Source organism: Vibrio sp. NH-UV-68, from assembly GCF_042940635.1.
Lineage (GTDB): Bacteria > Pseudomonadota > Gammaproteobacteria > Enterobacterales > Vibrionaceae > Vibrio > Vibrio pacinii.
Genome location: NZ_CP134976.1, coordinates 1,370,802 through 1,388,800 on the forward strand (window position 1 = coordinate 1,370,802; position 17,999 = coordinate 1,388,800).

Sequence of the window (17,999 nt, forward strand, 5' to 3'; positions counted from 1 at the left end):
TCCAATGTTAAGAAAGCTTCATAACGCTGCGTTAAGGTGTGACAAGCGTTTGCCATACTTGAGCGAAGCGAAACCGGCAAGCGTTTGGAATCACTCTTAAACGCTTTGTTAGTTTACCTTTCGCATTAATCGCACGATTTAATTAAATTGCACATTTTGCTCGATAAACTATAATGTTATTGCACTTCCAAACTTGGAGCTTAACCATGTACACACTAACAGCAAATGATGCCAAACGTAATTTCGGTGAGCTGCTGCTAAACGCTCAACGTGAACCAGTTAAAATTAGTAAAAACAACAAAGATGCCGTTGTTGTGATGTCGATTAGAGACTATGAAGAACTTGAAGCTATGAAAGCCGATTACATCAAACATTGCTTTGAGTCCGCAAAAACAGACTTAGCCCAAGGCAATGTAGTTGACGGTGAAAACTTCCTAAACGCGTTGTAAGTAAAGTATGCACAAGAGTAAATATAAACTAAGTAAATTAGCACAGGCTCATTTACACAAAATCAAAAATTATACCGTTACAAACTTTTCCGAGAGGCAGTGGAACGCATACAAAGACACACTTCTCACTGGATTTCAGATGCTCGCAGACAATCCATCAGTAGGCAGAAGCTGCAACGATTTATATGAAAATGGATTTTATTTCCCGATTGGTAAGCACACGGCTTACTTCACCAAGGAAGACGGCTTTATTTTGGTCGTTGCAGTTCTTGGACAATCGCAATTACCACAAAATCATCTACGATAATTATCACACCCTAGCATTTTGAGTTAGGGTGACAATATTGATTGGTAAACTAACGCCCAATTAAGGGGTGAACAACGCCTCCACCCAAACCTAAAGCATTGTGCCATAAACACTAAAATTGAAGTAGAAGCAAAAGTGCCAAGCGTTGTGAATCCCTCTTAAATTGCTTGTTATGAGCGGGGTTAAGAGTGCGCTTTGACGTATTTTTTAACCTTTTTCATAGCCATTTGACGCTTAAGTGGCGAAAGATAGTCGATAAACAAGTTACCCGATAAATGATCTATTTCGTGCTGCATTACGATGGCTAAAAACTCATCACTTTCGATGGTTATTGGCTTACCTTCGCGATCTAAAGCAGACACAACAACGGAAGTAAAACGCTCTACGTCTGCATAGTAATCAGGAACTGATAAACAACCTTCTTGACCCAATGCTTTATCCGAGCCACTAACCACTTCTGGGTTAACCAAAATTAACGGTTCATCTCGACTTTCTGAAAGGTCGATAATAACAACAGCCTCTTTACGACCAACTTGAGTCGACGCCAAACCGATACCATTGTCAGTCGCATATAGCGTTTCCAACATATCGTCTATTAATGTTTGTACCGTCGTAATATCTTGCACCTTTTCCGCTTTGACCTTAAGCCTTGGATCCGGTGCAGTCAGAATTTCTAAAACTGCCATATTTTCCTTCTGATTCTTGGAAGCTCATAACGCCGCGTTAAGTAGTGAGCAACATTACCACCTAACCTAAACCATTGTGCCGTAAACACGAAATTCAAAGCAAACCGAAAATGCTAAGCGTTGCGAATCTGCCTTAAACGCCTTGTTAGTTGCCATTCTAAACCTCTGATTTCCAGTCAATTTTCACTTTGCCAACACCATTTTTGAGCGCGTTAAAAAACTCAAATCAGGCGCAGTTTCAAAGCGCCTGTCACTGAAACCACTTGGAACTTACAACGCCCTAGAAAACTGGCCAAAAGAACCCAATAAACTTTTTGGAAAGACAATGCCACAAAGCTGACTTTCAACGAGTAAGTTAGCGCCTGAAACGGCACAACAAAGCCACAATATTAAAAAATCGAACGCAACTTCAACAAACTAGAGCATAGAGACAAATCTGAGCACAATTGCACTATTCATTAGCCCTAAACTTTCTGACTTAGCTGCATTTTTACCGCTGGCAACTAACGCCGCGTTAAGGGGCGATAACGCGATACCACCTAAACTTAAACATTGTGCCATATACACTTAAGCTGAACTTTGAGCTAGAACCGCCAAGCGTTAGGAGTCCCTCTTAAACGCTTTGTTAGGCTTATGCTGCATGAGATACTCCAGATCATTTTCACCAACCGTTACAAAACCTAGCCTTGAATACAAGTGTTTAGCGGGATTTGTTTTTAATACACTAAGCCCAACCGTACTGCCCGTAAGGTTGGCTTTATCGATTAACATTGAAATAAGAGAACTTGCTATCTTTTGATTTTGGTAGTTTGGATGGATTTGAATTTGGACAAGATACCATTCGTTGGAACCTTCGTTAAATTTTGCTTTGAACAAACCAGCCGAAGAACCCTCAACTTCAATAATTTTCGCATGTTCAAACTCGTATAATATTCGACTTAAATACGCATCTTTCGTTCTGGGCATACCACAATCTTTAAGGTACTTACCCATTGTTATATCACGCAGATTAAGAAGAAAGTCGACATCTGAATCTACAGCTTGTCTCAATGAATATTCCACTATCCCTCCGGAATAAGCCTAACGCTGCGTTAAGTGGTGAACAACGCGACCACTAAACCTAAGCTATTGCACTTTAAGCACTTAAGCTGACTTGAACTGAAATCGCCAAGCGTTGTGAATCCGCCTTAAACGCCTTGTTATATTTGTTATTCGGTGAACTAACTCTTTGTTATCAATTACTAACAACTTATTTGACATTAACTGATATTACACATTTAATGAATCAAATTATATACGATATGAAAGGAGTTATTATCGTGAAAAAGCTACTTGGCTTAGTCTTTGTTTGTTTCGCACTTTCGGCTTGTACCGAAGTCGGCAGCGAAGCGTGGTGTAACGACTTAAAAGAGAAACCAAAAGGTGATTGGTCAGCCAATGAAGCTGCTGACTTCGCTAAGCATTGCATTCTTTAATATCTGACGTGGTGCTAGGGATTAGCTTATCCTAGCACTGCTACTTTTCAACCCTTAAACTCACCTGCAAATATAACGCCGCATTAAGGTGTGAGCGACGCTTGGCTATACTTGAGCGAAGCGAAAACGCCAAGCGTTGCGAATCACTCTTAAATGCTTTGTTATAAGCACTAGAACTGCCTAAGCGGAACTTGAGAAACCTCTATGGTAAAGTCATAACCGTAGGCTGTCTTAAACATTTCTAATGATTGTAATGCGAGTTCTTTATGCTGCATTGGCCCAACTATAACTTTTTTTACGACATTCTTAGGGAAGCTAAAAGGGAGAAAAGGAACGAGAATACTGTTCTTTTCAAAAAAGTCTAAACCGGTGAGAGCAAATTCAGCACTAGGCCTTTTAGAAAAAAGTCTTACTTCATTCTCAGTTTCAAATTTAGCGTCTTTAGTCAGTGCAATCTCTCTGGCTGCAATTGGGACTAAATTATAAAGAGCTAAGTCTCGTTCGACTTGGTTTTCAACGGCGTCTATCGCGTGTTCAACATTCGCGGCAGACGCTATGAACTTATATGGTTCTTCATTGTAATTAACATCATGAATTTCAAACCCATTGTCTTCTGCGCATGCCAATAGGGCTGCTCTGTCGAAACCAATTGAATACCCTCCGTTTAGGGGGCAATATGACACCCACTGCGCAAGTTTATCCCCTTCTTTACAGAAAGATGCAGTAAAAAATAGAGAGCGCCCAATAGAATTAATAATCCGTTCCATAAACTCAATTGTATTGGGTATAGGTTCTTCATATTTTTTTGCGCTTAAGCTCTGTGAAATTTCATTCGTAGCTCGCTCTACACCACGAAGGATTTCATTTGTATCGTTTAGATATCTAGAATCTGTCACTCGAATTGTAAGTGTATCATACCCTAAGATACCCTTCAAACCCGCAACACTAGTATAATGATAAATCAGTTCCAATTTATATATCCTCCGTATGAGCTTTAAGTGCTTATAACGCCCAATTAAGTAGCCCGAAACGCCCTGGCTGACTTTCTGCATGACGCCGTAAACACAAAATTCAACGCAAACCAAAAGTGCTAAGCGTTGAGGGTCTGCTTGAATTGTTTGTTATGTTTTACCACAAATGACTGATTTACTTGGCAAAGAAGTGCATTCTTGACCGCATTTCAAGAAGTGAATCACAAGCTCAAACTCACTTGGACGCCAAAGGCACGAAACACAAAGCGCGTAAGTCCACTTGTAACCCTCCCTGTTTTAGTGGCACTCTAAATTAGAGTTTTTCCTACTTTCATGCCTTGCTAAATACTCCCAAGGAGTCAGATCATCGAGTGAATCATGAGGGCGTTCATCGTTGTATTCCTTCATCCATTTTTCTGTCAGGTCTCGGACTTCGCTCAAGGTTTTGAACACGTACATGTTGAGTATTTCTGTCCGATAAGTTCGGTTAAATCGCTCTATATAGGAGTTCTCCGTTGGTTTGCCTGGGCGAATAAATTCCAGTTCAACTGCGTTTTCTTCAGCCCATTCAGCCAGAGTGGTCGAGATAAATTCAGGGCCATTATCCATGCGCAGCTTACTGGGGTACCCTCGCCAGGCAATAATGCGTTCTAGCACCCTTATAATGCGTGGTGCAGGCAGATTGAGATCTACTTCAATCGCTAGCACCTCACGGTTGAAATCGTCCACGACATTGAACGTACGAAAGCGTCTGCCGCAGAGCAATGCGTCACTCATGAAATCGATAGACCAGCAACTGTTGATCGACTCTGGGCATACCAGTGGCGCTGGATTTCGTTTAGGTAGGCGCTTTTTGCCCTTGCGCCGTAGGTTTAGCTTGAGCGAACAGTACACTCGATGGACTCGTTTATGATTCCATCGGTGTCCCCAGCGCCTAAGTACTTTAAATAATTTGCTAAAACCGTATGCAGGGTACCGCTCTACTGCCTCTTGCAATTTAGCGATAACCTCATCATCTCGATGAGGCTCTGGTCGGTAGCGATAGACTGAGTCGCTAATGCCAACTACGCGGCAGGCCATTCGCAAACTGACCTGATAGTGTTTGCGAGCGTAATCGACGAGCTCGCGTTTAACCGCTGGCCTTACAGCTTTTTTTCCAGGATATCTTTAACGATACGGTGCTCGAGGCTGAGGTCTGCAAACATTTGCTTGAGCCTCCGATTCTCATCCTCGAGCTCTTTGAGCCGTTTAACATCTGACGCTTCCATACCACCATACTTGGACTTCCAGTTGTAGTATGTCGCATCAGAGATGCCATATTCACGACAGACTTCGTTAACCTTTCGTCCTGCTTCGACTTCCTTCAGGATCTTTACGATTTGCGTTTCTGTGTAGCGTGATTTTTTCATCATGCGTTCTCCGTTTGTTTCAGTGTAAACGGAAAAACTCTAATAGCTAATGACCAGTTTTTTGGGGAGGGTTACACACTTCCCTGCCCAATGAGGCAACCCGACAAACGTTCAACAAGCGTCCTCTCTTTCCAACCAAAGCGCAGAACAATGGCAAATTGCCGAGGCAACTGCCAAGCCGAAATGCAACTTGGCAAATACGCTGAAAGCGCCTTAAAGCCAGTGAAACTTAAAACCAGCCGCCACGACCCGAAAATGAAGCAACCCACGAATATTGACATGTTTTACGGGCTGAGAGATTCATGAATTGGGGCCGACAATGCGGATTTGCTGAAGAAATTCGAACGAATGGCCAAAGAGACAAAGAACATGGATCGAAGAAACTTTAAGCCACTGAAATACAAGTAAACATAACGCCGCATTAAGTGGTGAGCGACGCTAAACACCAACGCCTCGACAAACCACTTAAAACGCCAAAACTGAATTTACACTAAAGCCGCCAAGCGTTGCGAATCCGTCTTAAATGCTTTGTTATGTGAATTTTTACTCGTACTTTTTACCGTTGTGCTTTAACCAACCATGCGGATGTTTATTGTTGGGATCGCGATGCGTCCAGTGCATTACACCACCCTTTTTGTTCCATTCATACTCGCCGTAAAACTGAACTCGATCGCCGACTTTTAGATTGGGAATTCTTGGTGCCAAGTCGATATTATGAGCAACAAGTAAAGTCTGCTTACTATCTAATTTGAGTATAAATTTTTGATGTCGACTTCCTTTGTTGTCACCTGGCAATAGGCGAATTACTGTTCCTGAACCACGAACTTGAAGGTCACTTTGATGATTTTCAAACGCCTGTTCGAGCTTGTAGTCATTCGCTAGAGCACCAACTGAAACTAAGCAAAAAGCTGCTATAAATATTGCGAAGAACTTCTTCATATACTCAATTCTCTCTGATTCACATAACGCCGCGTTAAGTGGTGAACAACGCGACCACCCAACCTAAACCATTGCGCCGTAAACACTAAAGTTGAATCAAACTGAAAATGCTAAGCGTTGTGAATCCGTCTTAAACGCTTTGTTATGCTCGTCTTTCCAGCATTGACGTAATGTCTTTTTTGAACTCATCCGAGAGGCGTTCGAATTGCTCTGGTGCAACCAAATTTTCTTCACACATTAGCATGAGCTGAATAAATGCCTTATTACGAGAATGACCATCAAAGATAAGCTTCATCTGCTTTTCTGACGTTTTGGAATACTGACACATAAAATGAAACCTTTCTCCTGCCAGTTCTGACTCGTCAGTAATAGTTTCAATAACTTCGTTCAGTTGTCTCGTGCAATACAACTGAATTGCTTCATTTTTGATTTCGCAAAAGACTTTCCAATCAGACTCTTTGATACTCATGACAACCTCCATAAAGTTCCATTTTCCAGCATAGAGCATAACGCCCAATTAAGTAGCCCGAAACGCACTGGCTGACTTTCCGCATGACACCGTAAACACGAAATTCAACGCAAACCAAAAGTGCTAAGCGTTGAGGGTCTGCTTGAATTGTTTGTTATGTTTTACCACAACTGACTGATTTATTTGGCAAAGAACTGCTTTGTTGACCACGTTTCAAGAAGTTAGTCACACGCCCCAACTCACTTGGCCGCCAAAGGCACGAAACACAAAGCGCGTAAATCCACTTCCCTGCCCAATGAGGCAACCCGACTTGGCCTCAACAAGCGCCCTCTCTTTCCAACCAAAGCGCAGAACAATGGCAAATTGCCGAGGCAACTGCCAAGCCGACATGCTACTTAGCAAATACGCTAAAAGCGCCTTAAAGCCAGTGAAACTTAAAACCAGCATCCACGACCTGAAAATGAAGCAACCCACGAATATTGGCATGTTTTACGGGCTGAGAAATTCACGAATTTCGGCCGACAATGCGGATTTGCTGAGGCAACTCGGACGAACTGCCAAAGGGACAAAGAACAGAGTTCGAAGAATCTTTAAGCCACTGAAATACAAGTAAACATAACGCTGCGTTAAGGTGTGACAAGCGCTTGCCATACTTGAGCGAAGCGAAACCGGCAAGCGTTTGGAATCACTCTTAAACGCTTTGTTATGAAGCAGTTACAAGCGCGTGATTGACTAAAATTCACTTTCTATCGGCTGGGTGATTTATGCCGTCCATGACTTCAATTGTACCTAGGTCGTATGGGTTTACTCCCTCAAGGCAACCAATATTATACCCATATTCAGTTGGGTCTGATCGTCTTTGATGGTGGGTATAAATACCACAGTTTGAACAAAAGTAATGTTTAGCTGTACCAGTGTTAAATTGATACAACTTTAATTCAGATTCACCTTTTAGGATTTTGATATTAGATAACGGGACTGAACCAACTATTGCACCTTTTCTTCGGCAAATTGAGCAGTCACAACGCCTAGGTTTCTCGATGCCGTTTGGCAAATACAGCTCTAACACAACAGCACCACAATGACATGAAGCTTGATGATTTTCCTTGATTTCCGTATTTCCAACTTGTTTGATCATAGTTGATATTTCCTTCTGCTTCATAACGCCCAATTAAGTAGCCCGAAACGCTCTCGCTCACTTTCCGCATGACACCGTAAACACGAATTTCAACGTAAACCAAAAGTGCTAAGCGTTGAGGGTCTGCTTGAATTGTTTGTTATGTTTTACCACAACTGACTGATTTATTTGGCAAAGAACTGCATTCTTGACCACGTTTCAAGAAGTCAGTCACACGCTCAAACTGATGTGGCCACCAAATGCACGAAACACAAAGCGCGTAAGTCCACTTCCCTGCCCAATGAGGCAACCCGACAAACGTTCAACAAGCGCCCTCTCTTTCCAACCACAGCGCAGAACAATGGCAAATTGCCGAGGCAACTGCCAAGCCAACATGCTACTTGGCAAATACGCTGAAAGCGCCTTAAAGCCAGTGAAACTTAAAACCAGCCACCACGACCTGCAAATGAAGCAACCCACGAATATTGGCATGTTTTACGGGCTGAGAAATTCAAGAATTTAGGCCGACAATGTAGATTTGCTGAGGCAACTCGAACGAATAGCCAAAGGGACAAAGAACATAGATCTAAGAAGCTTTAAGCCACTGAAATACAAGTAAACATAACGCCCAATTAAGGGGTGAGCAACGCTACCACCCAACCTAACGCATTGTACCGTAAACACTAAATTTGAAGTAGAAGCAAAAATGCCAAGCGTTGGGAATCCCTCTTAAATTGTTTGTTATGGCTCTGGACTTGAAAGGTACTCTGCAGCAACCCAACCTTTAACCCCATGACCTTCAATAAGTACCCAGCCACCACTTGTTTGCATAACTTTAACCTTGTCTCCAGCTACCAATTGATTGATTATCTTTGAATTAGTCGTTGGTTCCGCTCTTACACGTAAACTTTTAGCTTCAATCGTACTGAACGAATTAACTGATTCTGAAGGAGAACCAAAAAAGTTGGCTACTAACAAGAAAGCTATAATGATTAGTAACGTTTTGCCTAGTAAGGAACTGCCCTTACCAGTGTTTGACAAAACTTCCTTCGGACTGCCGCTACTCGTTAGATTCTGACTATATGACAGACCGGAACCGGGAATTCCTACCGTCGCTTTCACACCCTTTTTGCCAATGTTTACTGTGGCACCTGGCTTTCCGATTGAGGTACTAACACCACTTTTACTAAGGTTAACATGAAGCCCTGGTGCAATTTTTATACGTTTTCGAAATTTGAATCCCATAATTTCCTCTATACAGACGAACCTTGAACATCGTGTGAGCCATAACGCCCAATTAAGTAGCCCGAAACGCACTGGCTCACCATCCGCATGACGCCGTAAACAAGAAACCCGACGCAAACCAAAAGTGCTAAGCGTTGAGGGTCTGCTTGAATTGTTTGTTATGTTTTACCACAAATGACTGATTTATTTGGCAAAGAACTGCATTCTTGACCGCATTTCAAGAAGTGAATCACAAGCTCAAACTCACTTGGCCGCCAAAGGCACGAAACACAAAACGCGTAAGTCCACTTCCCTGCCCAATGAGGCAACCCGACAAACGTTCAACAAGCGCCCTCTCTTTCCAACCAAAGCGCAAAACAATGGCAAATTGCCGAGGCAACTGCCAAGCCAACATGCTACTTGGCAAATACGCAGAAAGCGACTTAGAGCCAATGACATTTAAAGCCAACCGCCACGATCTGAAAATGAAGCAACCCACGAATATTGGCATGTTTTATAGGTTGAGAGATTCAAGAATTTAGGCCGACAATGCGGATTTGCTGAAGTAACTCGGACGAACTGCCAAAGGGACAAAGAACATAGATCGAAGAAACTTTAAGCCACTGAAATACAAGTAAACATAACGCTGCGTTAAGGTGTGACAAGCGCTTGCCATACTGTGAGCGAAGCGAAACCGGCAAGCGTTTGGAATCATTCTTAAACGCTTTGTTATGAGCGTGTTAAAGGGGATAACCATACCACGTATTGGGCAAATTTTTACCTGTGAACTTTTAATGATATTGTCACCACATTAAAACGCCTAAACTTCAGCTTACGATGATAAAACAACGAGATTACCGCTGTCCATTTTGGAAAGACTCTAATACCTGTACCTGCGCCTCATGCGAAAACGAGCGTAAAATGCAAGCTAGCAACGCTGCTATAAAAGCCGCAATTAGTAAAAACTTTACTTCGGGCTCGAGATTTGCATCTGTAAGTTCCACTCCTGAGCAAGTTGCGCCTAAAGAAACCACTAAAGAAAAAATCGAACGACAACGCCAGGAACGGCACGCAGAAGCAGAAAAAGACTGGGCAAAAGTACAAGCCGAGAAGCAGAACCAGTTCTTACTTGGATGGACGCAAAACTCACAAAACAAACCAATCGAACAAGTCTGGGAAGAACTGTTTACTGCCGAAACAACCAATGCACAAAAACGGTATATCAAACAATGCAACGTCCACCTAAATAACCCCGTCAGACAGGGCGAAATCATCATTGTTCCGACTGCCGAACCCTCAAGTCCCCAAGACGAGAAAGCTTTAGCAGAGCTAAAGGAAGAAGCGACAGCAGCCAGTGAAGAGCTGGGCAAACTTAGCGATGAGCACGTGTCGATGGTCAGTCGACACTTAGAGCTTTTTGACCACTACGCAAATGAGACACTATCTACATTAGCCAGCGAGGGATTACCGAGTGATTATTACGCTTACGCTTCCTTAGGCGTTGGTATGGCTACCGCTGGTGTTGAGCAACATTTAAAAAATATTAATGGTGTTCTCCTAGAGATTAACGATTTATATGCAGGTCAAGTCGCTATGGCTAGCCGAACCGGAGGCGTGAATTATGGTGAATTCATATCTCAACGCGCAGAGTTATTCAAAAAGCTCGATGGTTCATTTGCAGGGCTGTCCAAACGCACTGTACAGTTGCCTATGTATACGCAAGTAAAGCGAAACCTGAAACTGTCGACTAAATCCGTTATACACAACGCAGATGAAATATTAAAATCAGGCTTTGTGAAAAACTTAGGTAAACGAATTGCTAATGTATCCGTTGGAATCTCAGCAGCCAAAGGAGTTGGTTATATTGGTTTAGGCCTAGGAGTCGCTAGCGGCGTAAAAAACATTTATGAAGCATGTAATGTAGATAGCTCCGGCAACTGTGGACAAACAACTAGCAGAGAAATAGCAGGATTTATCGGGGGAGCATACTTAGGCTCACAAGCTGCCACATGGGCTGCGGGTGGTATGCTACTAGTTCTAGGTACAGCTTCGGCCCCTGTAATTGCCATTGCATCTATTAGTGCATTTGTCGTAGGAGGAGTGGCGGGAGGAGTCTTAGGTACTACGGCTGGCAAAGAAACCGGTGATATTGCATATTCGATATACGAGTGGATTGTGGAGTAAATTATGTCGTCAGCAGTTTGGTGGGAATTGATGATAATGATCCCCGCCGCATTTTTTGGTGGTTACGCCCTCATCTGGTCAATTCCAGGTGTGTTTTTTGGAGCTGTATTATCTTTAGGAGAACCCGCACGAATAGTATGGCTCGATAAGCAGTTAGCAAAAGACGTAAACAAACTACATTCAGATTACCAAAATATGTTGTCTTACAGCATCATGTCTAGGTTTATGAACTACTGTATAGCTTACCCACTCATTCGACACCGAGCCACTACGAATTCTACCAAATTCAAACTATTTATGTGGGCCAATTCATTGGGCTTTTGGAGTTGGCTTGCAGTCATAGTACTAGGAGGGGTTGCAAAAGCACTCGGAATAATTGCTTAACTTGTTTTTCTGATGCTAGCTGGACTAATACAGCTAGCTCAATACAACAGCTTCCCACCTTTAGCTCATAACGCCCAATTAAGTAGCCCGAAACGCCCTGACTCACTTTCCGCATAATTCGGCAACACCAAACCCGACGCAAACCAAAAGTGCTGAGCGTTGAGGGTCTGCTTGAATTGTTTGTTATGCGAATTCAACTGCATAAGCCAAGTTTGGCAGGTGAAGATTACCTCAGATACGAAAAACCTCAAACAAACCAAGTACTATTTGTGATTCACTGAACACCCGAAGTCACTATGTTACAGCTTCAATTCCAACAAGTGACTAATGGTGAATTTCAGCTAGTGACTCCGCTTTTGCTTCGCGAAACTCAACGCGGAGAACAGACAGCGAAGATGAGCCTTCAATAAACTTGCTCTTACAGCGCTTTGAGCCAGCCAAATTCACCACCAACCAACTCCGAAAACCAATGAGGCAACCCGCGAAATTTGGCATGTTTTACGGCCTGAGTGATTCAAGAACTTGGGCCGGCAATGCTGAATTGCCGACACCGAAAAACCGATGGCTAGAGAGAGCGACAAAGAGAGATAGAGAAGATTTTTTGCTTAGTCGCATAACGCCGCGTTAAGTAGTGAGCAACATCACCACCTGACCTAAACCATTGTGCCATAAACACTAAATTCAAAGAAAACCAAAAATGCCTAGCGTTGCGAATCTGCCTTAAACGCTTTGTTAGTTGCCATTCTAAACCTTTGATTTCCCATTTATTTCCACTTTGCCAACACCGTTTTTGAGCGCGTTGAAAAACTCAAGTCAGGCGCAGTTTCAAAGCGCCTGTCACTGAAACCACTTGGAATTAGCAACGCCGTAGAAAACTGACTAAAAGCACCAAAAAGACCTTTTGGAAAGACAATGTCACAAAGCTGATTTTCAACGATTACATTCGCGTCTGAAACGGCAAAACAAAGCCACAATATTAAAAATCGAACGCAATTCTAGCAAGCTACACCAAAGTACAAAACCGAGCAAAATCACACGATTCATTAGCCCTAAACATTCTGATTTAGCTGCGTTTACCGCTGGCAACTAACGCCCTGTTAAGGGGTGAACAACGCAATACCAAAGCTTCTGCATACCACCTTAATCACTTAAATCAACGCACAGTAAAAATGCCACGCGTTGTGAATCCCTCTTAAACAGTTTGTTATGCCAATTTTTCGGGTTTGTATGTTCCATTTTTTACTTTACGAGTATCAGACATCCACCACTCACACATATCCCAGTAATCGAGCTTAGTTGCCTCGTTACCCATGCTTTTACGTATTTCCACCAAAAAGGTACCCAGCAGCTTCATCATATCTTTCAGAAAGTTCTCTGGCTGTCCATTTTCGCTCATGTTATACAAATACTGCATCATATCGTTATACGCTTTGACAACTTCATCGTTTGCCATTAAAGCAAGCTTAAAGCCTAAACGTCTGTATTCCAAAGTAAGCATCTTTGCAGTGCCAACATCAGACTTATTTTTTCCTTTGTTTCGCTTGTCCATTTCCCACGCAGCATCAGACATCAAGAGGATAATAAATGGCTCCAATATTTCGTTGTATATTTCGATGCGGTCATCTCGAAGCTTATTTTCTAGTTCGATTTTACGTTCAATATTTTGTTTAATTTTCCACCCTATTGAAGATACAACAAGAACAATTATTGGAGTGGCTATACTACCTATTGCAGCAACGACATCTAACCAATGCTTTTCTTCCATCATTACTCCTAACTCTGTTTTTTCGCCATTGGCATAACGCTGCGTTAAGGTGTGACAAGCGTTTGCCACACTTGAGCGAAGCGAAACCGGCAAGCGTTTGGAATCACTCTTAAACGCCTTGTTATGTACGTGGTTGAATCTAGCCCCAGAAACAACCGTAAGTATCGTCTTCCAATATTTCAAAGAAAGCTTCTAGGAGTTGAATCTCTGGAATTGGCTCATACGAATGCCATTTTTGGTCGGATTTCATCCAGTAGATTTTCCAAGCGTCACGCGACTTATAATATTTGATCTTGGCTACTGGGCACTCCATTTTTTCGGATGGATCATTCCACTTAGGACGTATCTCGAAGATTTCAATAACCTGCCCCTCTAACCTATACCCGATATCAAGTTGGTTACGTATCTCTTCTGGTGGTCGACAAGAATCGAGGTACTTCTCCACTGCCTTTCTGTAACGCTGTTGCTCAATTTCTGAAAATGCCATATCTATCACCTAACCCTTTAATTAAACTAAGTTTACGACCTAATTTCATATGTTGGCTAGGTTAATTTTCGAGAAAGTACATAACGCTGCGTTAAGGTGTGACAAGCGCTTGCCATACTGTGAGCGAAGCGAAACCGGCAAGCGTTTGGAATCACCCTTAAACGCTTTGTTATATGTTTGGTTACACCTTGTCCGCAAAGTAGGCCATGATCTCTTCTGTAGTCATTTCCTTAGTTTCGTTGGCAAAGCAATAATAGCTCGGGCGCATGTCACTAAAATATTGCATATCCATTTCTAACCCTTCTAGGTTTGGAAATAAACCTACCGGCATATTGTACTCACCTGTTTCTTTGAATTTATAAAAAAGATGCGTTCCACACTCTGTACAGAAGCCTCGTGAGGCCCAAGAAGATGACTTGTACATTTTTACTTTATCTTCACCCTCTAGTTTCACTTGAGTGCCACATTTCACCGCAAAGAAAGGAGCCCCACCCCAAGTTCGGCACGATTGACAATGACAAACTGTAAACTTGGGATTGATGTTTTCTACCGTAATTTTTACGGAACCACAAAGGCAGCTAGCCTCAGAATAAGACATTGAAATAACTCCTAAATTGATAAAAACATATAACGCCGCGTTAAGTAGTGAGCAACACTGCCACCTAACCTAAACCATTGTGCCGTAGACACTAAATTCAAAGCAAACCGAAAATGCTTAGCGTTGCGAATCTGCCTTAAACGCCTTGTTAGTTGCCATTCTAAACCTCTGATTTCCAATTCATTTCCACTTTGCCAACACCGTTTTTAAGCGCTTTGAAAAACTCAAGTCAGGCGCAGTTTCAAAGCGCCTGTTACTGAAACAACTTGGAATTAGCAACGCCGTAGAAAACTGACTAAAAGCACCAAAAAGACCTTTTGGAAAGACAATGCCACAAAGCTAAATTTCAACGAATACATTCGCGTCTGAAACGGCAAAATAAAACCACAACATAAAATAGTCGAACGCAACTCTAGCAAACTACCTCAGACACAAAACTGAATAAAACTGCACAATTCATTAGCCTTAATTTTTCTGATTTAGCTGCGTTTTTTCCGCTGGCAACTAACGCTGCGTTAAGGTGTGACAAGCGCTTGCCATACTGTGAGCGAAGCGAAACCGGCAAGCGTTTGGAATCACTCTTAAACGCTTTGTTATGTCGCTGTCTCTACGTTACAATCGCCACCCTTAAAGCGCTGAGAGCTCGAAGATGCCATTTAACAACGATATTGATCAGATGATTAGCTATTTAGAGCGATTTTGCAAACAACCGCATATAAATGCACTCGATCATGTTTCAGATGAACAAATAAATTTGCTTCTCGATTTTCTCACATTAACCCACAAACTGAAGTGCGACATTTACGCAACTGATAACCTTAAAAGTTCACATTTCCTAGGAATTGGCGTCTTTGCGATAACTCAAGATAGAGCACCACATGGAAACTTATTCTTAAAGATTGAATCCAGTAAGCTCTACATTTCATTTGAGCTAGATGGCTGCACCGACGAGAACCTATTAACACCAATTCGAGTAATCGATGCATTGACCTATTTAGCTGAGAAAAAAGGGCATTCATTGCTCCCTGAAAGCTACAGATAACCCCTGCGACATAACGCCGCGTTAAGTAGTGAGCAACACTGCCACCTAACCTAACCCATTGTGCCATAAACACTAAATGCAAAGAAAACCAAAAATGCTGAGCGTTGCGAATCTGCCTTAAACGCTTTGTTAGTTGCCATTCTAAACCTCTGATTTCCAGTTCATTTCCACTTTGCCAACACCGTTTTTGAGCGCTTTGAAACGCTCAAATCAGGCGCAGCTTCAAAGCGCCTGTCACTGAAACCACTTGGAACTTACAACGCCGTAGAAAACTGCCTAAAAGCATCAAAAAAACCTTTTGGAAAGGCAATGTCACAAAGCTCACTTTCAACGAGTACATTCGCGTCTGAAACGGCAAAACAAAACCACAATATTAAAAATCGAACGCAACTTCAGCAAACCACACTCAGATACAAAACCGAGCACAATTGCACAATTCATTTGCCTTAATTTTTCTGCTTTAGCTGCGTTTTTCCGCTGGCAACTAACGCCGCGTTAAGTAGTGAGCAACATTGCCACCTAACCTAAACCATTGTGCCATAAACACTAAATTCAAAGAAAACCAAAAATGCCCAACGTTGCGAATCTGCCTTAAACGCTTTGTTAGTTGCCATTCTACACCTTTGATTTCCAGTCCATTTCCACTTTGCCAACACCGTTTTTGAGCGCTTTGAAAAACTCAAATCAGGCGCAGTTTCAAAGCGCCTGTCACTGAAACCACTTGGAACTTACAACGTCACAGAAAACTGGCCAAAAATACCCAATAAACCTTTTGGAAAGACAATGCCACAAAGCTGACTTTCAACGAGTAAGTTAGCGCCTGAAACGGCAAAACAAAGCCACAATATTAAAAAATCGACCGCAACTTCAGCAAACTAGATCATAGAGACAAATCTGAGCACAATTGCACGATTCATTAGCCCTAAATTTTCTGCCTTAGCTGCGTTTTTCTCACTGGCAACTAACGCCGCGTTAAGTAGTGAGCAACATTGCCACCTAACCTAAACCATTGTGCCGTAAACACTAAAGTTGAATCAAACTGAAAATGCTAAGCGTTGCGAATCTGCCTTAAACGCTTTGTTAGGTGTGTTGCCTAAAGGGACATTATTTCCAACCTTGAATCCACTTCTCTTGGCTTTTCAAGTCTGTCCAATCTATTGAATACTCGTTCTTGGAAAGTACTGCTTCTAATTTACACGAAATAACAGAACCATCCTCGTCGAACGCCATTTCTGATACCAAGAAATGCTTTTCTCGATTTGTCGGCTTTACTGCTGTCCATTTACTATTTTGTAATTTAGCAGGATTAATTCGGTTCATACCAACTCCATAACGTTTTGTCTGTATTTGAAAACAACCAGTTTTACGAAACTTTTAAGACTCAAGTTCAGTAATTTGAACGTCGACAAAGAGAACACCTAACGCTGCGTTAAGTAGTGAGCAACATTACCACCTAACCTAAACCATTGTGCCGTCAACACTAAATTCAAAGCAAACCGAAAATGCTTAGCGTTGCGAATCTGCCTTAAACGCTTTGTTAGTTGCCAAGCCCAAGACTAGGATTTGGAGTTTATTACAGCTTTGCCGACACTGTTTTTATGTGTTTTGAAAAACTAAAATCAGGCGTAGTTTCAAAGCGACTGTCACTGAAACCACTTGGAACTCAAAGCGCCTCAGAAAACAAACCAACAACACCAAAAAGCTCTTTTAGACAGACAATGTCACCGAGCTGACTTTCAACAAATAAATCGGTTTCTGAAACAGAAAATCCAACCACAAAAGAAACCTGAAAACGATTTTCACAGACCCGAACGATTTAAAATTGAAGTACGAAACCCCACCAAAAACACACTGACTTTAACTCTAAACATTCTGTTTAAGCTGCGTTTTCCTCGTTGGCAACTAACGCCGCGTTAAGTGGTGAGCAACGCCAACCACCCTGCCTAAACCATTGTGACATTAACACTTAACCCAAAGTAAGCTGAAAATGCCGAGCGTTGGGAATCCGTCTTAAACGCATTGTTATACGATTACTTTAGGAAGCCCGATATTAGGTCTTTGATAGCAGACAAAGATGCTTTGAAATTCAACCAAGATACCGAGCCTGAAGCGAATGCCAGAGCCCATACCCAACCTTGATTAGTTGTACCGTTGAACACAGAGTCAGCAAAAAGCAAAGAAACAATAAATCCACCGACTATGCCCTGCAAAACCCATACAAACAACCAGACCACCCTTTTCTTAGTGACGTCATCATTAAGTACTTCAGCATCAGGAAAATTTAATTGATCTTTGTTATCCCCAAGCAACTTTTTTAAAGCGCAGCCGAGCGCTGTAATCATACCGGCTAATACTGAAACGCCAAAATATATAAATGCTTCCAATTTTTCACTCCTTAATAATGTGAATAAACCTACTCGTATAACGCTGCGTTAAGTAGTGAGCAACATTACCACCTAACCTAAACCATTGTGCCGTAAACACGAAATTCAA

The 17,999-nt window shown here is 42.1% G+C and carries 19 protein-coding genes; 6 read left to right on the forward strand and 13 right to left on the reverse strand.

Annotation, left to right across the window (positions count from 1 at the left end; translation table 11 throughout):
- The first annotated feature begins 206 nt into the window (after positions 1-206).
- Positions 207-449 carry a type II toxin-antitoxin system prevent-host-death family antitoxin gene (locus ViNHUV68_RS20470; protein WP_391091035.1) on the forward strand — a complete coding sequence of 81 codons (243 nt, stop codon included), beginning with the start codon at positions 207-209 and terminating at the stop codon, positions 447-449.
- Between the two features lie 7 nt (positions 450-456).
- Positions 457-756 (forward strand): type II toxin-antitoxin system RelE/ParE family toxin, encoded by a 300-nt coding sequence (locus ViNHUV68_RS20475; RefSeq protein WP_213610970.1) that lies wholly within the window; start codon positions 457-459, stop codon positions 754-756.
- 182 nt (positions 757-938) lie between these two features.
- On the opposite strand, the gene def is transcribed toward ViNHUV68_RS20475, so the two are convergent.
- The gene (gene def / locus ViNHUV68_RS20480) at positions 939-1,442 is read right to left on the reverse strand and encodes a peptide deformylase (protein ID WP_031854631.1); all 504 of its coding nucleotides are present in this window, start codon (positions 1,440-1,442) and stop codon (positions 939-941) included.
- Positions 1,443-2,042: 600 nt separating this feature from the next.
- On the reverse strand, positions 2,043-2,504 hold the full coding sequence (locus tag ViNHUV68_RS20485; protein ID WP_391091038.1) for a GNAT family N-acetyltransferase: 462 nt from the start codon (positions 2,502-2,504) through the stop codon (positions 2,043-2,045).
- Between the two features lie 257 nt (positions 2,505-2,761).
- Here ViNHUV68_RS20485 and ViNHUV68_RS20490 point away from each other — a divergent pair, with 257 nt between their 5' ends.
- Entirely contained in the window at positions 2,762-2,917 is a 156-nt protein-coding gene (locus ViNHUV68_RS20490; RefSeq protein ID WP_391091040.1) for a DUF3012 domain-containing protein, read from the forward strand.
- A gap of 170 nt (positions 2,918-3,087) precedes the next feature.
- On the opposite strand, the gene ViNHUV68_RS20495 is transcribed toward ViNHUV68_RS20490, so the two are convergent.
- The 6 genes from ViNHUV68_RS20495 to ViNHUV68_RS20520 all read right to left on the reverse strand — a co-directional run bounded on the left by ViNHUV68_RS20495 (position 3,088) and on the right by ViNHUV68_RS20520 (position 9,067).
- On the reverse strand, positions 3,088-3,888 hold the full coding sequence (locus tag ViNHUV68_RS20495) for a DUF2971 domain-containing protein (RefSeq protein WP_391091042.1): 801 nt from the start codon (positions 3,886-3,888) through the stop codon (positions 3,088-3,090).
- Positions 3,889-4,185: 297 nt separating this feature from the next.
- Positions 4,186-5,297, reverse strand: a protein-coding gene (locus ViNHUV68_RS20500; RefSeq protein WP_391090223.1) for an IS3 family transposase whose coding sequence is annotated in 2 segments (ribosomal slippage) — positions 4,186-5,045 and positions 5,045-5,297 — 1,113 coding nt in all. Because the reading frame shifts where the segments join, the coding sequence is not laid out codon by codon here.
- A gap of 543 nt (positions 5,298-5,840) precedes the next feature.
- On the reverse strand, positions 5,841-6,236 hold the full coding sequence (locus ViNHUV68_RS20505; protein ID WP_391091044.1) for a DUF3465 domain-containing protein: 396 nt from the start codon (positions 6,234-6,236) through the stop codon (positions 5,841-5,843).
- 142 nt (positions 6,237-6,378) lie between these two features.
- The gene (locus ViNHUV68_RS20510; RefSeq protein WP_391091046.1) at positions 6,379-6,705 is read right to left on the reverse strand and encodes a hypothetical protein; all 327 of its coding nucleotides are present in this window, start codon (positions 6,703-6,705) and stop codon (positions 6,379-6,381) included.
- Between the two features lie 739 nt (positions 6,706-7,444).
- Positions 7,445-7,843, reverse strand: coding sequence for a GFA family protein (locus ViNHUV68_RS20515; protein ID WP_100754564.1), 399 nt, complete (start codon positions 7,841-7,843; stop codon positions 7,445-7,447).
- Positions 7,844-8,563: 720 nt separating this feature from the next.
- Positions 8,564-9,067, reverse strand: a complete 504-nt coding sequence (locus tag ViNHUV68_RS20520; protein WP_391091048.1) for a DUF4236 domain-containing protein — start codon at positions 9,065-9,067, stop codon at positions 8,564-8,566.
- Between the two features lie 900 nt (positions 9,068-9,967).
- Between ViNHUV68_RS20520 and ViNHUV68_RS20525 the strand changes: the two genes are divergently transcribed.
- Together ViNHUV68_RS20525 and ViNHUV68_RS20530 are read left to right on the forward strand one after the other, a co-directional pair.
- On the forward strand, positions 9,968-11,230 hold the full coding sequence (locus ViNHUV68_RS20525; RefSeq protein ID WP_391091050.1) for a hypothetical protein: 1,263 nt from the start codon (positions 9,968-9,970) through the stop codon (positions 11,228-11,230).
- Positions 11,231-11,233: 3 nt separating this feature from the next.
- Positions 11,234-11,614 carry a hypothetical protein gene (locus ViNHUV68_RS20530; protein WP_245834758.1) on the forward strand — a complete coding sequence of 127 codons (381 nt, stop codon included), beginning with the start codon at positions 11,234-11,236 and terminating at the stop codon, positions 11,612-11,614.
- A 1,204-nt stretch (positions 11,615-12,818) separates the two neighbouring features.
- On the opposite strand, the gene ViNHUV68_RS20535 is transcribed toward ViNHUV68_RS20530, so the two are convergent.
- The 3 genes from ViNHUV68_RS20535 to ViNHUV68_RS20545 all read right to left on the reverse strand — a co-directional run bounded on the left by ViNHUV68_RS20535 (position 12,819) and on the right by ViNHUV68_RS20545 (position 14,464).
- Complete coding sequence (locus tag ViNHUV68_RS20535; protein ID WP_391091053.1) at positions 12,819-13,562, reverse strand: hypothetical protein; 744 nt, start codon at positions 13,560-13,562, stop codon at positions 12,819-12,821.
- On the reverse strand, positions 13,519-13,866 hold the full coding sequence (locus ViNHUV68_RS20540) for a DUF3024 domain-containing protein (RefSeq protein ID WP_172533690.1): 348 nt from the start codon (positions 13,864-13,866) through the stop codon (positions 13,519-13,521). Before ViNHUV68_RS20540 ends, ViNHUV68_RS20535 begins: the two co-directional genes overlap by 44 nt.
- A 181-nt stretch (positions 13,867-14,047) precedes the next feature.
- Positions 14,048-14,464 (reverse strand): GFA family protein, encoded by a 417-nt coding sequence (locus ViNHUV68_RS20545; protein WP_391091055.1) that lies wholly within the window; start codon positions 14,462-14,464, stop codon positions 14,048-14,050.
- A gap of 649 nt (positions 14,465-15,113) precedes the next feature.
- On the opposite strand from ViNHUV68_RS20545, the gene ViNHUV68_RS20550 reads away from it, so the two are divergent.
- Positions 15,114-15,506 (forward strand): hypothetical protein, encoded by a 393-nt coding sequence (locus ViNHUV68_RS20550; RefSeq protein ID WP_391091057.1) that lies wholly within the window; start codon positions 15,114-15,116, stop codon positions 15,504-15,506.
- Positions 15,507-16,610: 1,104 nt separating this feature from the next.
- Here the strand turns inward: ViNHUV68_RS20550 and ViNHUV68_RS20555 are convergent.
- Together ViNHUV68_RS20555 and ViNHUV68_RS20560 are read right to left on the reverse strand one after the other, a co-directional pair.
- Positions 16,611-16,826, reverse strand: coding sequence for a TIGR02450 family Trp-rich protein (locus tag ViNHUV68_RS20555; RefSeq protein ID WP_261926619.1), 216 nt, complete (start codon positions 16,824-16,826; stop codon positions 16,611-16,613).
- A gap of 710 nt (positions 16,827-17,536) precedes the next feature.
- Positions 17,537-17,890 (reverse strand): hypothetical protein, encoded by a 354-nt coding sequence (locus tag ViNHUV68_RS20560; RefSeq protein ID WP_157631197.1) that lies wholly within the window; start codon positions 17,888-17,890, stop codon positions 17,537-17,539.
- Between the last annotated feature and the right edge of the window lie 109 nt (positions 17,891-17,999).

Excerpts from the sequence above, each read along its gene's own strand:
- ViNHUV68_RS20470 (WP_391091035.1), top strand. The coding sequence starts at position 207 with ATGTACACACTAACAGCAAATGATGCCAAACGTAATTTCGGTGAGCTG.
- ViNHUV68_RS20475 (WP_213610970.1), top strand. The coding sequence starts at position 457 with ATGCACAAGAGTAAATATAAACTAAGTAAATTAGCACAGGCTCATTTA.
- def (WP_031854631.1), bottom strand. The coding sequence starts at position 1,442 with ATGGCAGTTTTAGAAATTCTGACTGCACCGGATCCAAGGCTTAAGGTC.
- ViNHUV68_RS20505 (WP_391091044.1), bottom strand. The coding sequence starts at position 6,236 with ATGAAGAAGTTCTTCGCAATATTTATAGCAGCTTTTTGCTTAGTTTCA.
- ViNHUV68_RS20510 (WP_391091046.1), bottom strand. The coding sequence starts at position 6,705 with ATGAGTATCAAAGAGTCTGATTGGAAAGTCTTTTGCGAAATCAAAAAT.
- ViNHUV68_RS20515 (WP_100754564.1), bottom strand. The coding sequence starts at position 7,843 with ATGATCAAACAAGTTGGAAATACGGAAATCAAGGAAAATCATCAAGCT.
- ViNHUV68_RS20520 (WP_391091048.1), bottom strand. The coding sequence starts at position 9,067 with ATGGGATTCAAATTTCGAAAACGTATAAAAATTGCACCAGGGCTTCAT.
- ViNHUV68_RS20525 (WP_391091050.1), top strand. The coding sequence starts at position 9,968 with ATGCAAGCTAGCAACGCTGCTATAAAAGCCGCAATTAGTAAAAACTTT.
- ViNHUV68_RS20530 (WP_245834758.1), top strand. The coding sequence starts at position 11,234 with ATGTCGTCAGCAGTTTGGTGGGAATTGATGATAATGATCCCCGCCGCA.
- ViNHUV68_RS20540 (WP_172533690.1), bottom strand. The coding sequence starts at position 13,866 with ATGGCATTTTCAGAAATTGAGCAACAGCGTTACAGAAAGGCAGTGGAG.
- ViNHUV68_RS20545 (WP_391091055.1), bottom strand. The coding sequence starts at position 14,464 with ATGTCTTATTCTGAGGCTAGCTGCCTTTGTGGTTCCGTAAAAATTACG.
- ViNHUV68_RS20550 (WP_391091057.1), top strand. The coding sequence starts at position 15,114 with ATGCCATTTAACAACGATATTGATCAGATGATTAGCTATTTAGAGCGA.
- ViNHUV68_RS20555 (WP_261926619.1), bottom strand. The coding sequence starts at position 16,826 with ATGAACCGAATTAATCCTGCTAAATTACAAAATAGTAAATGGACAGCA.